This window comes from Erwinia sp. 009765445 (assembly GCF_058137865.1).
In genome coordinates, this window is sequence record NZ_JBYUWC010000017.1 from 111,452 (window position 1) to 128,326 (window position 16,875).

Consider the following 16,875-nt stretch of genomic DNA (forward strand, 5'->3'; position numbering starts at 1 on the left):
AAGAGGGGAAGGAGAATCGAACAATGTCATCACTTCAACAGCCTGAGCGGCAGGATACACGCCTGCCGGTGACGGTTCTGTCCGGCTTCCTGGGCGCAGGTAAGACCACGCTGCTGAATCATATCCTCAACAACCGTGAAGGACGCCGCGTGGCGGTGATCGTTAACGATATGTCTGAGGTCAACATTGACGCTGCGCTGGTCAGGGATGGGGGGCCGAACTGTCACGTACCGACGAAAAGCTGGTGGAGATGAGCAACGGCTGTATCTGCTGCACGCTGCGTGAAGATCTGCTGCTGGAGGTTAACCGGCTGGCGAAAGAGGGGCGGTTCGATCAGCTGGTGATTGAATCCACCGGCATTTCAGAGCCGCTGCCGGTGGCGGAAACCTTCACTTTTGCCGATGGGGAGGGCGAGAGTCTTTCCACTGTGGCCCGGCTCGATACCATGGTCACCGTCGTCGATGCCTGGAACTTCCTGCGGGATTACGACTCCAGTGACAGCATCCGTTCCCGTGGGGAATCACTGGGTGATGAAGACCAGCGTACGGTGGTGGATCTGTTGATTGAGCAAATCGAGTTTTGCGACGTGCTGGTGCTGAATAAAACCGATCTGATCGGTGAGCCGGAGCGGGAAAAACTGTTAACCATCCTCCACGGGTTAAACCCAAGGGCGAAGATTGAGATTGCGCAGTTCGGTAAAGTTGAGCTGGATCGCGTGCTGAATACCGGCCTGTTTGATTTTGAAGAGGCCTCGCAGGCACCGGGCTGGCTGCAGGAGCTGCGCGGTGAGCACACGCCCGAAACGGAAGAGTACGGCATCACCCATTTTGTGTTCCGCGCCCGCCGGCCGTTTCATCCTGGCCGCTTCTGGAGCGTGATGAACGGCAAGCTCCCGGGCGTGGTGCGCTCAAAAGGCTATTTCTGGCTGGCCAGCCGTCCGACCTTTGCCAGGAACTGGTCACAGGCCGGTGGCGTCTCGCGTCAGGGACGGGCGGGGATGTGGTGGGCCAGCGTGCCCGAAGAGAACTGGCCGCAGGACGAAGAGAGCCGCCAGATGATCATGAAGGAGTGGCATGACAGAGTGGGTGATGCCCGCCAGGAGCTGGTCTTTATCGGCATGGAGATGGATGAATATACATTGAGGTATCTGCTGGGGGCGGCTCTGCTAACCGATCAGGAGATGGCGATGGGGCCGGATGGCTGGACCACTTTTACCGATCCAGTTCCTGACTGGGACGAATAAATATTAAGAACGGGCGGGTCGATTTATAATTTCCGCCCGGTCTTAAATAATCCCAGGGGTTAACTAATCTTTTTTGACAGACCCGGTCAAATATCTTCACTATCGGCGTGGTGAATTATCTTGCACTATCAAAAATACTGTTCAAGAAAATAAGGTCTGAATAAATGTCATTGCTCAAAAAAATTACCTTACCGTTATTAATCAGTACCGCCGTTTACTCTCAGTTTTCTGCCGCAGCGACAGAAAGCTACGCTATGGACTCCGGCCATACCTCGGTCGTGGTTTCCTGGACTCACTTTGGTTTCTCGCACCCTACCGCAGATTTATCCAACATCACCGGGAACATCGACTTCGATTCTGCTCAGATCGGCAAATCTAAAGTTGACGTCACTATTCCGGTCGACAGCATCAATACCCATGTTGATAAGCTTACCGAAGAATTTAAAGGGGCTGATTACTTCGACGTGGCGAAATATCCGACGGCCACTTTCAAAAGTACCAAAGTGGTCAGCAAAGGGAAAAACAAAATGGACGTTTATGGCGACCTGACCATTAAAGACATCACCAAACCGGTTATTCTGCACGCGGTGCTGAACAAGCAGGGCACGCACCCGATGGTGAAAAAGCAGGCGGTTGGTTTTGACGCCACCACCACTTTCAAACGCTCAGAGTTCAAGCTGGACAAATATGTCCCGGCGGTGAGCGATGAAGTGAAGCTGACTATTTCGACGGAAGCCTACGCGAAATAAGTTATACAGGGCAGCCGTGAGAGCGCTGCAGCCCTGATTACGGTTCGCTGGCCTTGTTGTGATACAGCGGTGGTGCAAACTTGCTGTACATAATCGCGCCCGCCGTGGGAACCACTTCAATTTCACTTTCCGGCAGTTCCATGCCGTCGGGCAGATCCCAGCTGCTCAGCGACAGGCGATTCACCCGGTAAGGCGTCAGGTTGCTGATGATGGCCTGCCCGCGCCAGTCCGTCGTGGTGCCGTACTGATTATCTACGCCGATCCCGGAAGCGCCCGGCACGTTAATGATACCGAGAGTATCTCCCAAAGATTGCCCCAGTACGATCCCTTCGCGGTACGCCATGATACTGCCCGAAATCTCGGCAGCCTGCTGACGGAAGCCTTCTCCCTGAGCGTAACCCAGCCGCAATTCTCCGGCGTTGTACTGGTAATCTGCCGAGGCGTTTTGACTGCTTTTTTTGTTCTGCTGCTGAGTGTTACTCAGGCTGTAACTCAGGCTGTAGTCATCCAGCGCGGTGCCGCTCACGCCTACCTGGCGGATATTGTCGCCATTTTTGGCGGTAGTGTGATCGATGTTCAGCGTCAGGCGTGGCAGTGCCAGCCAGTCAAGAGGAACCGAAAAAGAGAGAACGATCTCGCCCTGCTCCTTGCCATAGTTGGGATGGCTGTATTGCGCATAAACCGAATAATCGACATCCTGCCAGCTGCCGCTGTAGCCCAGTTCGAGACTGCTCTCTTCCCTGTTTTTTCCCCGGTAGGTTTCTCGTGCCAGCGTCAGATAAAAGCTGTCTGATTCGGAGAGATACTGGTTATACCGCAGTTCAAGCCGCGATTTTTTTTCCGCTTCAAACTCACCGACAAACTTCCCGTCCTCCCAGTCCCACCAGTATGAGGTTTGCTGGGAGATCGTCTCGCCAAAAGTCCGGTAGCGCTGATCGGGATAGTACTGGGCCAGCACGCTTAATGAGGATTCCCACTCCTGAAATGCTTTGGCATAGCGCAGTCTGGCCATGCCTCCGCGTACCGTCTTATTACGCCGCGGATCCTGCGCCGTGGCGTAGCTGTAATCCAGGGAAAGTGCACCCCAGCTGTTCAGGTTTTTGCCGATCCCGGCGGCGGCGCTGTGATAAATATCCGAGTTCTGCATACCGCCATAAAGCGTGATGTCAGCAGGCAGCCCATAGCCCGCCGAGAACTGATAAAACAGCGGCTCTTCCGCTTCCACACCGACATAAGGCCGGTACTTGCCTGCGGTCAGATCGTAAGCCCAATGCTTGCTGTGCACGAGATTAGGCATTGATGACCAGGGGAGGGTGCGCAGGGTTTCCGTCCCGTCACTCTCTTTAATGGTCATCTCAACATCCCCGTCCGGGTTGGGCGGGTAGACATCTTTCAGAATAAAAGTCCCTGGTGAGACGAAGGTCTGATAAATCACTGTACCGTTCTGGCGGATTTTGACCAGGGCATTGCTGCGGGCGAAGCCGCGTATCCACGGAGAAAACGGCCGGTAATCGTCCGGCAGCATCCGGTCGTCGGACTGCAGATTGATCCCCCGGTAGCTCACGCTGTCGAACAGGGTGGAGGCAGTGCTGTTGTCACCCAGCGTCAGCGAAGAACGCAGGGTGCGCAGTGTCCGGAAAGCGACCGCCCGCTCAGTATGCCACTGCGGATTTCCCCAGGTTTCCTTCTGGAAAACAGGGTTGTAGCGCAGACGCCAGGGGCCAAGATTCACGCCCTCGTTCAGGCTGACATACAGGCTGTGCTGTCGGTCATCGCCACGATAGTTGTCGCCAGTGGTGTGAGAATAAGTGAGATGATAATCGACAAAGGCGGCATTGATCCCGTCATCCCAGCGGCTGGTGGTGACGCCATTTTCTCTGTTGGTAAAGAGTGGTTCGGGGATCACCAGCGTCAGCAGCGAGGCCCGGTCGTCAAAGAAAAATTTAATTTCGCGCAGTTCCAGAGATTTTGGGCTGACGCAGCTATTGGTGAACAGCATGGTCGACACGCTGTCACTGCGTACTCCCCATTCGCGCAGGAGCGCTTCTGTCATGCAAGGGAAATGTGGCTGGGGAAAGCTCAGCGCAACGCGGCCTTTATAGGCATTATTAACAATGATGTAGACGTTGCCTGTTTCTGCGTAAGCGGCAAAAACGCTCCATGGCAAACACCACACCAGCAGGCGCAGCAAATACTTCATCCTTGAGAGGGGTTTCCGGTTCGCCAGAAAGACAGAGCGCCAGAGGCGCTCTGTAATAAGCAGGTAGATTAACCGCGCAGTGCGGAAAGCTCCGCCTGAGCCTGACGCAGGTCAGCGGTAACTTCTTTAACATCAGCCTGTTTCTCAACCAGTTTTTTCTGGTATTTAGCGATTTTTTTCGCGTCGCCTTTCGCCTGAGCTTCGCGCAGGTCGGACTGGACTTCACGCACGTCTTCCTGTTTCTCGCGCAGTTTCTTCTCCAGCTTTTCCACTTTTTTCTGAGCGTCTTTGATCAGACCGGCATCAGTACAGTGAGCATTCAGTTCGCTCAGGGCTTTTTTCAGGCCATCGATTTTATAGGTGTTACCATACTTCTGAGCCTGCTGGATCTGAGTTTCGATCGCAGCGCGTTTGGCATTACAGTCGTTGCCGGCAGCAGAAGCTACAGTGGTGAAACCTGCAGCGCCCATCAGGATAACCAGAGGTAATACAGTTGTTTTGATATTCATCGTTGAAGTCCTTATTCAGTGAAACAGCGGGAAACGTCCGTTCCCCGTCCTGAGCCAGTACTATATGCCAGGCACCGTGACGCGGATACCAGCATCCGGAGTCATTTGCTTGTAGGACCGGACTCTTCTTTTGTAGTCCGTAAGCTGGCTTCCATAGCGATGATTAGCTGCCGGATCTGCTGCTGAACCTCTTCGTGCGCGTGGGCTTCCGGTGAGGACATTAGTACACGGCAGGCTTCTTCCAGTCCGCTGGCCTGAATCAGACGGGCGGCACCGGTGATCCTGTGCGCCACGGCAAAGATCTCCTCCTGCTGTATGGGCTGATGGGAAAACTGTTCGCGCAGCTCGCTGGCATCCTGTCTGAAGCTGTCCAGCAGCGTGGTGATAAATTCACCGAAGACTTCCGGGGAAAGCAGCTCTTCCGGAAGCACGTCGGGGTCAAAAGTGACGCCTTTACTGGCCGTTTGCGTCATGCCGGGTGAGAGCGTGTTCAGCCTGGCATCCAGCGTTTTCAGCCCGATCGGTTTGAACAGACAATCATCCATGCCAGCCCGCAGGCACGCCTCTTTCGCACTATCCTGAGCATCCGCAGTCAGTCCCCATACCGGCGTGCGGGGCTGTTTCTGCTGCTCTTCCCACTGGCGAAGCTGGCGGGTAAAAAGAAATCCGTCCATGGTCGGCATGTGGCAGTCGGTGATAATCAAATCAAAACGCTGCTGACGGCAGAGCTTCAGAGCCTGTTCACCGTCTTCAACTGGCGTGGCTGAATGTTGCAGATGCTGAATCTGCTGAGTCAGAATAAATCGTCCCGCCTGGTGATCTTCAATCACCAGAATAGTCAGTCCACTTTTACCTGTGGCAGGGATCGCCTGCCGGGAAGAAGAAGTCAGTTTAGCCAGACGTTGGAGCGAGAGCGTAAAAGTAAGCTCGCTGCCCAGGCCGGGCTGGCTGGTCAGGGTGAGTTCGCCGCCCATCATCTCCACCAGAATACGGCTGATATACAGCCCCAGGCCTGCGCCTCCCTCCGGGTGATGGCCCTGAATAAACGGCTGGAAAAGGCGCTGCTGCGTTTCGCGATCGATGCCCTTACCCGTATCAGCAATACGAACGGCGATTTCTGTTCGCTCTTCTTCCGCACCGATCACAAACACGCTCAGGGTGACTCTGCCCTGATCGGTAAATTTGATCGCATTGCTGACCAGATTGGAGAGCACCTGCTTGAAGCGCACCGCATCCATCAGCACATCGCCAGCCACGCCATTCTCTGTTTCCAGCCGGAACTCCAGCCCCTTTTGCCGGGCAATACCTTCGAACAGCATGGCGACCGATTCGATCTGCTGGCGCAGGTCGGTGCGGGTAGGATGCAGGAACAGACGGTCACTCTCAATGCGGGAGATATCGAGAATATCGCCAATCAGCGCCAGCAGTGAGTGGGCAGAATCATGGGCGATGGTCAGCATGGCCGTGTCTGGCGGCTCTTTGTTCTGCTGCTGGCGCAGCACCAGCTCAAGTGTGCCGATAATTGCGTTAAGTGGCGTGCGGATCTCATGGCTCATGGTGGCGAGAAAGGTCGTTTTGGCCCGGTTCGCCTCGTCAGCCTGCCGCTGAGCCTGCTGAAATCGATCTGCCAGCGCCTGTTTATCGGCCAGCATGCGGCGTTGATAGTGGCGGGCGGCGATAATCGCAGCCACACAGCCGAGCAGGACTAACAGCGCGATCAGCGCGACCCACAGCAGTGAAAGCTGGGGGGAGCGTGAGTTACCGTTATCCGTACGCAGCAATGAGGCGTTGCTGTACCAGTTATGCGTCAGGGTGTGGATCTCTTCCGGGGTAATGCTGAGCAGCGCTTTATCAAGAATGGCCGCCAGCGGATATTCGTTGTCCGACACGCCAATCACGAAGCGTGCGGGTTCCGTATCCAGCCCTTTGAGGATCTCCATATTGCTGCCCTGCTCATGCGACAGCAGAAAATCAGCGGCAATCATCGGCAGTACCAGCGCCTCTGCCTGCCGTTTTTTCACCGCTTCCATCCCGGCCTGCGGCGTGTTGACCTGAATTATCCTGCTTTGCGGGTAGTTCTGTTGCAGAAATGCCTCCAGTGGATGGCCTTTAACCAGCGCAATGCGCGGCAAAATTGGTTTGTTTTTGTCTGATTTATGGCCAACCAGCACCCACGAACTGAACAGATAAGAGCGGGTGGTCAGCAGCCCGTTAGGCCAGACGGCATCCAGCGTGACGCCCGCCACGGCATCCGCCTGACCATTTTTCACCGCCTGCAGGGAAGAGAGCAGCGTACTGGCGCGGACAAAGGAGAACTTCAGGCCGGTGCGCCTGCCGACGGCCTCGATCACATCTGCGGTCAGACCGCGAAACTGGCCGTTTTCATCGAAAAAATTAAGCGGCGCAAAGTCATCATTCACCACCATCCGGACCTCCGGATTTTCCTCCAGCCACTTGCGTTCCAGTGAGGTGAACAGCAGGTGTTTTGTCCCATCAGAAGTGGGAGAGTCACCCCGCCATCGGCTGAGGATTGAGGCGTGAACGCTGTCCGGAATGGTTTTCAGCACGGTGTTGATGATCTGCTGCAGCCGCGCATTTTGAGGACTGACAGCGAAGGAAAAGCCGTTATTTTCCTGCTGCGGCAGAAGCTGTAGCCGCAGATTGGTCAGGTTAGCCTGGTTGATCAGATAGCGGCTGGAGGTGGCGTCGCCAATAAAGATATCGATATTGTTGAAGGAGAGCGCTTCGAGGGCGCGGCGCGGCGAATCATAGATCTGCACCTGTCCGCCGCTGGCGTGCCCGGCAAGGTTTTTCCTGTTGCCGAAGATCCGTTCAACCGCGATCAACCTGCTGGTTTTGTGCTGCAGAAATTCATCGGTACGCACCACCTTTGCCGGCATTGCGGGCTGGTAGGGCTGCGTCAGCAGCAGAGATGAGCGGCCTTCTGGTTCCACGCTGGCATTGGCAATCAGGTCGACTTCTCCGTTGCCCAGCGCACTCAACAGCAGATCCCGGTTGGCGTAATAGCGCACCACGATCTGTACGTTCAGGTTATACGCCAGGATCCCCAGATAATCGGCATTAATGCCACCGTAATCATGCAGGCCGGTGGTGATATCAAAAGGTGGATAGTTCGGCATCGCGGTGCCGAAAACCAGCGTACGTTTGTGGCGTAGCCACTGCCAGTTCTGGCTGCTTAACACCGGCTCGTTCAGCTGGACGTGCTCACGTCCTATCAGGTTAAGCACGCGATAGCCCTCTTCTGGCTGCTGCGCCCAGCTCACCACGCCAAACAGCAGAAGCAGGATAAGCAGTTTATGCCTGATCATCAGAGTCCGCCTGCGGCTGGATCAGGGCAGCCAAATCGTCCACGTTGGTGAGGTCAAGCTTAGCCAGCAGACGGCGTTTGTAGGTGCTGATGGTTTTATTGCTCAGCAGCAGACGCGCACCGATATCCTTGTTGCTCATGCCGCTGGCAAGGTAGCGCAGAACCGTGACTTCACGATCGGACAGTCTGGCCAGCGGATCGTTCTCTTCACCAACCTGAGTTGTAGCGGTCCGCAGCGAGGAGAGGGCTGACCGGGGAAAGCAGTCATAGCCCTGCAGTACCAGCTGGCAGAGCGGCATCAATTGCCGGATCTCCGCATCTTTGCTGAAAAAGGCGGCGGCACCTGCGCGTAAGGCACGAGGAGCATAAGTTTCGGCGGAGAGACTGGTATAGACAATGACCCGCACATCGGTCAGCAGCTGTCGGAGATGCTGCAGAACCTGCAGACCATCCATCTTATTCAGCATGATGTCCAGGATAACCAGGTCGGGCTGATGTTCTTTAACACTGGCCAGCGCGGCGGTACCGCTGGTGGCGATATGAATCGCATTATCGGCCAGTGGGGCAAGAAGCGTTTTAACGGCGAAGCAAATCGCGGGATGGTCGTCAATGACCAGAATTCCAGGCATGGTAAAGTCCTTTTATACAGCTGTCAGTCCCTGATGACCAGGCTGATGCTGCACTGGTCCACCTGCACGAATTATTGCTTTTCCTGACGCGCCTGGAAAGGTCAAAACTGTTCTAAATGATAAAGGCCCCTTTTTTCTGCCACATTCAGAGAGATCTGAGTGGCGGAAAACCAGGAGCGGCAATCAAAGTTGTTATTTCGTCTCTAAAAAACCTGATTAAGCAAGCGTAATGACCCGGTCTGCTGAGGCAATCGTGGAAGGGCGATGAGCGACGATAATGCGGGTGATCTTCAGCGAAGAGATCGCTTTATTGATCGCCGCTTCATTATCGATATCCAGATGGCTGGTGGCCTCATCCATAAACAGCACGTTAGGTTGGCGATAGAGGGCTCTGGCTATGAACAATCTCTGCTTCTGGCCGCCGGAAATTCCCGTTCCCAGTTCACCAATCATTGTCTCGTAGCCCATTGGCATACTCATGATTTCATGATGGATGTTGCTGTAAACCGCGCAGGCCATCACCAGTTCTTTATTCACATCCGCAGCAAACCCACTGATATTTTCGGCAATCGAGCCGGAGAACAAACGATCGTCCTGCAGCACACAGGAGATACTCTGGCGGTAGTTATTGATTCCCATTTTATGAATATCCAGGCTGCCGGCATGGATATGCCCGCTGGTTGGCGTGAGAAGGCCGCTCATCACTTTAAGCAAAGTGGTTTTTCCGGCACCGGACGGGCCAACGATCGCCACGCTTTCTCCCGGCTGAACCGTCATATTCAGTTCCTGGAAGATCGGTTTGGACAGCGCATCGTATTGGTAGGTCAGATCCTTCACCTCCAGCGCGATCCCGGCACCTTTCTGGAACACGGCGCGGGGAGAAGATTCTTCTTCTGCTTCGGTAAAGATAATGTCGGAGATCCTTTCGTTGTGCAGCGACAGCATCCGCAGGCTCAACGCCAGATCGATCAGGCTACCCGCGCGTTGTGAAAACTGCCCGCGGTAGGAATTAAAGGCCATAAACATCCCCAGCGTCATGTTGTTATCCATGACCATCGAGGCACCCAACCAGAGGATCGCAACCTGATCGAGCGTGGAGATAAATGTATTCAGGCCGCTAAACATCATGCTGTAGCGGGTGGTTCTGATGCCGGTATTGGTGGCATCAATATTCAGGTTAAGCCAGTGGCTGGAACGAACTTTGTTGATCCCCAACGCTTTTACCGTGGAAATGCCGTACAGGGTTTCCATAAAATGGGAGCTGGATTTGGCTCCTTTCACAATCTGTTCTTCCGACAGCTGGCGAAAAACGCGGTAAGTGCTCAGGCGAATCAGCGCATAGCAGGCGGTAAAGCCCACCACCACCCAGACCAGCCAGCCGCCGTAAACGATCATCATCCCCAACAGGCCAACCGTCATAATGCTGTCGATAATGCCGCTGACGATGCTGTTGGTGAAGGTGGTACGAATAGCGTCCAGCGAGGAGAAGCGGGACTGAATATCGCCAAGGTGCCTTTTCTCAAAAAAGGAGAGAGGTAGCTTAGTGAGATGGTCAAACAGCGTGGTCTTCCACTGCACATCGGTCAGCGTACTGAGCACAATTGAAGTCCAGGCGCGTATCACGCTGACAAAGGCTTTAAACAGGGTAAACAGCACCAGCCCCAGGCAAATCACCGTCAGCAGATCATAATCATGGGCCGGGATAACATGGTCCATCACCAGCTGCGTTCCCACCGGCAGCAGCAAATTAACCGCTTCAATCACCACTGACAGCGCGAAGATTTTAATCAGCGCACCCGGCAGTCCGTCGATATTTTTCATCAGATCGAGCAGGCGCAGCCGGGTTTTAACTGTCTCTTTATGAAAGTCTTTGTCTGGCCACAGTTCCAGCGCCACGCCGGTAAAATGGTTCGACATCTCTTTCAGGCTGACCACGCGGCGGCCAAACGCCGGATCGTGGATCACAAAAGAGGCGTGACGGACACTCACCAGCACCACAAAGTGGTTCATATCCCAGTGCAGGATGCAGGGGGTCTTCAACTGGCGAATTTCGTTGATATCCAGCGACAGTGCCCGGGTTTTCAACTGAATTTGCGCGGCGACGTTCGCCACCAGATTTAAGGTGGCACCTTTGGTGGAGACGCCAAATTTCTGCCGCAGATTAAATAAATCGACGTTGAGGCCGTAATAAGAGGAGACCATCGCCAGGCAAGCCAGTCCGCATTCAGAAGATTCAGATTGCAGGATCCGCGGAACCTTCCGGCGCAGGGAAAAATTTATTTTGCTGTTAATTTTATCGAACAAAATTTTGCTATTCACTGACGACCCCGGTCACGCTGTTTTTTATTTTATTAATCGGGGCAATGGCCCACTGATATAACGGCTTGGTTTCAAGGAAAACGATCGCTTTGGCCTGCAGGCCACCGGAAATCTCCAGCTTCTTCCCTTTGTCACTGAACTCGGTGTCATGAATGGATATCAGGATTTTGTAAAAGGAGCCTTTCTGCTGGTTACTGCCGCTGCTGTAGCTGCTCATTTCCTGCGGCGAAGCCGGGATCGAGGAGATCGAGGTTATTTTCCCCGGAAACTGACCAAACTTATCGGATGGGAAGGCGTTATAGCGGATGTTGATGCCGTCCCCAACCTTCACATAGGGCAGGCTATTATCCGGCAGCCACAGCAGCAAATAGTACTTCACATTATCGACAGGCTTGATTTGTGCCAGGCTGGCGCTGGATTCCACCATCTGGCCCGGCGTGACGCTGAGTGACTCAATCATGCCATCCAGTTTTGCACTGATAATAATACTGTTGTTGGCCCTGTTTTCGGCCAGCTGACGCTCCAGATCGCTGACTTGGGATTCGCTCTGGGTAATCTGATTGTCGAAGTCGCCTCCGCGGGTCAGTCGGTCACTGCGTAACTGCGACAGCTGGATAGTTTCCTGATTACTTTGATTGCTTAATGCCTGCCAGGCGCTCTGCTGTGAAAGCGACTGTGCCCGTTGATAATTGAGCTGATCCTGAGTGATCAGGCCTTTTTTCAGGTAACGTTCATAATTGTTCAGGCTCTCATTCATCTTTCTCATACCGTAACGCGCGTCGTTAACCACTTTTTCCGTAGCTTTGTGCGCAGCGGCATAGTTATCAATCTGTACCTGGAGGTTTTGTAAGGTGGATTCTTTATTGCTTTTCAGCTTGGCAATGATGGCGTAGAGATTGGCTATCTGAGCCTTGATAGAATCGACAGCGACGGTGCTGACGCTGCCGGAAGAGGTATTACGTGAGACGTCCAGTTCATACAAAGGATCGCCTTTTTTAACCCGATCGCCGACCTTGACGAAGGTGGTGATGATATAACCCTGCTGTGGCGAGTAAATATTAATCGAGTGGGGAAGGGTAATGACCTCACCATCCACATCAATTCTGCGGCTGTAGTCGAGGAAAATCATCGCCAGCACCAGGGCAAGCATAAATGCCAGACACAGACCGGCATTGACCGGGGCGGGGATTTTAGAAAGTAACAGGGCTTTACCGACCCACTTCTGGCGTTGATAATCGATCGCATCACTGCGAAAAATGCTTTTTTTGTTGTTTTCCATACATGCCTGGCAGAAAAAAAAGAGCCACCGAAGTGGCTCTTAAATAATAAAGGGAAACTTAACCCAGCGTACCGTTGATCACGCCATCAGCCGCTTTTTCACTGTATTCTAAGGTCAGATCCCAGCCAGCGAGAGCGCCTGCGATGCCACAACCGACGCCACCAATAATGGCTGCGCCAATCATTCCAACGCCCTGACCGATTGCGCCCACACCCAGCAGTCCGCCGCCATCGCCACCGTGTTTGCCACCAATCAGTGCGCCAGCCATTGCGCCAACTGAAGCGCCCATAACTGCAGAGCCGACTGCTTCGGCAGCGTTACCCGCTACGCTTCCCAGGAAGCCACCAATGCTGCTGAAGTCCCAGCTGTATGCACCAGAAACATCGTTCATTTCAATTACTGAAAGTTCTTTCATGTTATTATTCCATTTCTTTACTTAAATACAGGCCTGGCTGTTATCGGAAAACAGTATCAGCCTTCCTTTTTTAACTTCCCCGGATGCTATCGGGTGAGTCAATTCTAGGGTTTTTTATTTTTCACCGACAAGTGAATTACTTTCTTATGAAGTGATTCACACTCTGTTGTGAATAATTAAGAACCCATTCATTCTTTAATTCTGTGAGATAGTAAAAGTCATCGCTGCATTGGCTGCACCAGGAGTAATAGTGTTGGCGGTTTGCTTATAATGCGCGATTAAAGGTATGGTAATCGTCTTCTCTGCAGCATTGTGATAAGTGGTTGCTTTAGAAAACACCAATGGATTCCTGTTGGCATCCATCACCTCAACCGCCACGCCCGATGCGGCATCAGTTCCTGAATCAATGGCGATCATCCCGTTACCTGATGAAGTCCCCACCGGATCGAAGGAGACCTGAACCGGAATATTATCCGCTTCACACTGCATCACAACGTTGAAATTACGCTCTGATGAGGCGGCCGTACTTCCCACTCCATTAAATTCGCTGCGGCTCGGGCTGCCCATATTGATGGTCTGATACTGTGAATTCACATCCACCAGACAGCTTTTTTGCAGAATGGTCAGGCTGCTGACGGTTAATGTGGAGAAGACGCTGTTGTTCAGATAATAATTGACATAAAGCTTACTGCCAATTGTGCCTGGTGTAATGGGGCCGGTCTTCACATAGGTCAGACGAACCTCGCCAGACGGACCCCAGGGGGTTAATGCGTTAGGCCCCAGAGAGATGGTATAGGGGACGGTCATCGCCGTGTTATACAAATCCCCAATAATTACCCCAACACCTGCAATCCCGGTTTCATATGCACCCGTAACAGTGGTGCTGGCTGTTAAAATAGAAGCAGATCTGTAGGGAGAACTGCCGGTACAACCCACCACTAATGTTGTTCCGGAATAGCCTTTGCTATAGCGATAACCTAATACATCACCGATAGCGACCCTTGGATCGACCGCAATGGATAATGCTCCAGAAGTGGCTTTTACCGATGTTCCCAGGACACAACTCCCTGCATATGAAAGGGAAGGAAAGGCTAATAGCAATAATAAAGCTTTTAACTTAATGTTGTTTTTTAATAAGTTCATATTCCGTAGCTCCAAATAGTGCAGGGATGCTCGTCAGGTTACTGGCAAAGGCCATTCAGAACCTGAATGCCGCTTTCTGGTTTATTTTCAGGAAGTTTGTAGCGCACATGACATTGAGTGTTATTGGCCCGGCCCCACTGCACCAGCAGATTTCCCGCCGGTTTTAAGCCGTTGAGATAGACCTGTCCACCATCGCCGACAATGCTACCCTGCCTGCCGGATTCAGCCGCATCCACCACCATTGCGCCGAACGGAACTGGCTGCCCTTTGTATGTCAGGGTCATAATGCCGCGTGCACCAACCTGAGCGGCAAATCTTGCGCGAACAATTGCACCGCGGGTTGGGACAACCGAAACGGTGGCCAAATCGAGGTCGACATCATCCGGCAGAGTAGTGGTGTCCAGCACGATGTCTGACTGACGGTAAGCCGTCATATTTGGCACCACGGTATAGCCACGGAAATCGGTTTTCACCCCGGTCTGGTTGGTGATCTGCACGCCGCTGGCACCCGGAGCCACGACCAGTGCCGCCGTGTCGCCAAAGGCCTGGCTTAAGGTTGCTCCATTTTTATGAATGAGCAATCCACCTTCCACGCCATAGTTCAGCCTTCTCATATCCCTGTCGTAGCCATAACCTGCGGAAACGTCACCATAGGTACCTGAATAATCTGCATCCAGGTTGCCGCTGTTGCCGACACCCTGGCTGGCATAGCCTTCCCGGGCGTTCCAGCTAAGATTATTATCTGCCAGCGCGGTTCCGCTAAGGCCAACACTGTGGCTGGTATTACCCGGCTTGCTGCTGGTGACGGAATAGTTGGCCCAGGTGTTGGAGAGCCAGCGATCCAGCGGAACGGATATGTTGAAGGAGATAATCTGATCTTTGCTGTAGTCCCGCTCGCCGGAAAGGCTGCTCGAGTTACGATTGTAGCTGTAGTTCACGCCATAGCTGATGCCGTTGTAGCTGTTGTTATAGCCGAGGGCCAGCGACTCCATCCGCCGATCGGTTCGCCAGTAATCCTCACGTAGCAGACTGACACTCAGTGCTCCTGCTTTTTCGCCCAGATTCTGATTAAGCGTTAATTCAGTGCGATTACGGGCCTGTTCACGCAAAGTCGCGTTCTGATAGTAGCGATAGGTGTCCATCAATTCCGGCAGGGAATAATAGTCACGTGTGGAGTAGCGGTAGCCGGCGATGGCGAAGTTTGTGCCAGTCTCATAGAAGTTCTTGCTGTAACGTAAACGCAGAGACTGGCCGTCGGTTTTCTGGCTGTCTTTCGCCGTGGCCCATGAATTGATCACATCGGCGGAAAAGGCGCCCATATCACCGAAGTTTTTGCCGACGCCAAGCGCCAGAGACTGGTAGTTTGAGGCCGCCTGCATCCCGCCAAAGACGGTAATATTCCACGGCAGACCATAAATGGCAGTGGCCTGAGTGAAGCTCTTCTTATCCACTGCGCTGTCATAAGGCCGGTACTGACCGGACGTCACGCTGTATTTCAGATGGCCTTCACGCACCAGCACCGGAAGCGAGGCGTAAGGGACGATAAGATTTTGCTCGCTGCCATCCGCCTCTTTGATGGTGACATACAGGTCACCACTTCCGCCGGTGGCGTACAGGTCGGTAATTTCAAACGCACCCGGCGCGACGTAGCTCTGATAAATGATATAGCCGTTTTGCCGCACGATAACCTGAGCATTGGTGCGTGCTGTTCCGCGGACAACTGGCGCATAACCGCGCAGACTTTCTGGCAGCATGTCATCGTCAGAGGCTATCTGTGCACCACGGAAAGGAACGCCCTCAAAGATATCCGAAGGGGCGGTACTTTCTCCCAGCGTCAGCTGAGATTTAAGTGGAATGATATCGCGCTGCAGATAGGTATATACCGAGTCCCATTTGCCATTCCCTGACGAGGTGCTGCTGCGGTTCCAGGTGGTGTAGTTACGCAGGCGCCACGCCCCAATGTTCAGGCCCGGCCTCAGGTTAAGATACTGGCTGTCATTATTCTGCGCTCTGTTACTCACGGCGGTGTTGCTTGCCCCGGCGAGGCGGTAATTCAGCAGAAAGGCGTTGATGCCTTCATCAAATTGTTCCGGAGAAACATAGCCCCTTGCACTGGTTTTCAGGGCGGCCTGCGGAATACTCAGTAGCAGGCTCTGGTTGCTGAAGTTAAAGCTGGCGGAGGCCTGTGGAATAGCAGCAAGGTTGACACAACCGTTGCTTTCTTTGAGGTCAGGAAACGCATCGGTGCGTATGCCATAAGAAGCCAGTGCTGAAAGTTTAAAACAGGGCACCAGCTCTGTATCGCCTGTTTTATTCTCTGAGTTGAAAAAAGTCACGTTCCTTGACTCAATAAAATGGTTATTGAGCCAGATATCTACCCGGTAATCGCCAGGTGCCTGAGTGCGGCTGTTTTCAAAAACGGAAAGATCCGTGACTACTGTATTGCCACTGCCATCCTGTAAAAAACTGGGGTTAAACGTCTCAGCCGCGAAGGCTTTACCCGGATGAAAGTGAGCAATAACGACAGGAACGATAAGAACCCAAAGGCGTTTATGTCTCTTATTGTTTTGTTTTTCTTTTTCAGTTCTATTCATTTTACATTCCATTGTACAGATACTGATATGACATCAATGTCGAAAGGATTATTAATCGCTCAAAGGCATGTCAATAATTTCAGGCCAAAGAAATAATATCCAATCATCAGATATTGGCGTGATGAATCGCACCGATGCCGCCGTAATCATTGATGATTTTCCAACTGAGATCGCCACTGGACAGATTGGCAGGCAGGGTAAAGGTTGTTGATGAACCCGGTGCAACAAAGCCACCTTCACTGACTTTCGAATTATTCAATTCTACCGTCATGAAGTTAATGTAATAGTTCGACGGATTGGTAACCGTTAACACGGTGCCCTGTTTTTTCCAGACCAGTTTATCGGCGTATTGGACTGACCCCACCCCAGTAGACGATCCTGCCCTATAGTTGGACTGACCCCACCCCAGTAGACGATCCTGCCCTATAGTTTGAGCATAGGAGGAGCGTATGGGCACACCACGATTT

11 protein-coding genes and 1 pseudogene are annotated in these 16,875 nt (G+C 53.0%); 2 read left to right on the forward strand and 10 right to left on the reverse strand.

The window, feature by feature from the left end; genetic code table 11:
- The first annotated feature begins 23 nt into the window (after positions 1 to 23).
- Together zigA and AC3Y5R_RS18455 are read left to right on the forward strand one after the other, a co-directional pair.
- Positions 24 to 1,243: pseudogene (gene zigA, locus AC3Y5R_RS18450) on the forward strand (zinc metallochaperone GTPase ZigA).
- 164 nt (positions 1,244 to 1,407) lie between these two features.
- A complete protein-coding gene (locus tag AC3Y5R_RS18455) occupies positions 1,408 to 1,992 on the forward strand; it encodes a YceI family protein (protein ID WP_489922522.1) in 585 nt (194 codons plus the stop codon).
- A 37-nt stretch (positions 1,993 to 2,029) separates the two neighbouring features.
- Here AC3Y5R_RS18455 and AC3Y5R_RS18460 read toward each other — a convergent pair whose 3' ends face one another.
- The 10 genes from AC3Y5R_RS18460 to AC3Y5R_RS18505 all read right to left on the reverse strand — a co-directional run.
- Complete coding sequence (locus AC3Y5R_RS18460) at positions 2,030 to 4,192, reverse strand: fimbria/pilus outer membrane usher protein (protein WP_489922523.1); 2,163 nt, start codon at positions 4,190 to 4,192, stop codon at positions 2,030 to 2,032.
- Between the two features lie 68 nt (positions 4,193 to 4,260).
- Positions 4,261 to 4,701 carry a DUF1090 domain-containing protein gene (locus AC3Y5R_RS18465; RefSeq protein WP_158785081.1) on the reverse strand — a complete coding sequence of 147 codons (441 nt, stop codon included), beginning with the start codon at positions 4,699 to 4,701 and terminating at the stop codon, positions 4,261 to 4,263.
- Between the two features lie 101 nt (positions 4,702 to 4,802).
- Positions 4,803 to 8,030, reverse strand: coding sequence for a response regulator (locus AC3Y5R_RS18470; protein ID WP_489922524.1), 3,228 nt, complete (start codon positions 8,028 to 8,030; stop codon positions 4,803 to 4,805).
- The gene (locus AC3Y5R_RS18475) at positions 8,017 to 8,658 is read right to left on the reverse strand and encodes a response regulator (protein WP_489922525.1); all 642 of its coding nucleotides are present in this window, start codon (positions 8,656 to 8,658) and stop codon (positions 8,017 to 8,019) included. Before AC3Y5R_RS18475 ends, AC3Y5R_RS18470 begins: the two co-directional genes overlap by 14 nt.
- Positions 8,659 to 8,874: 216 nt before the next feature.
- Entirely contained in the window at positions 8,875 to 10,977 is a 2,103-nt protein-coding gene (locus AC3Y5R_RS18480) for a peptidase domain-containing ABC transporter (protein ID WP_489922526.1), read from the reverse strand.
- Entirely contained in the window at positions 10,970 to 12,256 is a 1,287-nt protein-coding gene (locus tag AC3Y5R_RS18485; RefSeq protein ID WP_489922527.1) for an HlyD family secretion protein, read from the reverse strand. Before AC3Y5R_RS18485 ends, AC3Y5R_RS18480 begins: the two co-directional genes overlap by 8 nt.
- 58 nt (positions 12,257 to 12,314) lie before the next feature.
- Positions 12,315 to 12,671 (reverse strand): hypothetical protein, encoded by a 357-nt coding sequence (locus tag AC3Y5R_RS18490; protein WP_158785086.1) that lies wholly within the window; start codon positions 12,669 to 12,671, stop codon positions 12,315 to 12,317.
- A gap of 195 nt (positions 12,672 to 12,866) precedes the next feature.
- Positions 12,867 to 13,814 carry a fimbrial protein gene (locus AC3Y5R_RS18495; protein WP_489922528.1) on the reverse strand — a complete coding sequence of 316 codons (948 nt, stop codon included), beginning with the start codon at positions 13,812 to 13,814 and terminating at the stop codon, positions 12,867 to 12,869.
- A gap of 38 nt (positions 13,815 to 13,852) precedes the next feature.
- Positions 13,853 to 16,408: a fimbria/pilus outer membrane usher protein gene (locus AC3Y5R_RS18500; RefSeq protein WP_489922529.1), complete on the reverse strand. Its 2,556-nt coding sequence runs from the start codon at positions 16,406 to 16,408 to the stop codon at positions 13,853 to 13,855.
- 106 nt (positions 16,409 to 16,514) lie between these two features.
- Positions 16,515 to 16,875, reverse strand: a 361-nt coding sequence (locus tag AC3Y5R_RS18505; protein ID WP_489922530.1) for a fimbrial biogenesis chaperone, incomplete at its 5' end; no start/stop codon positions are given.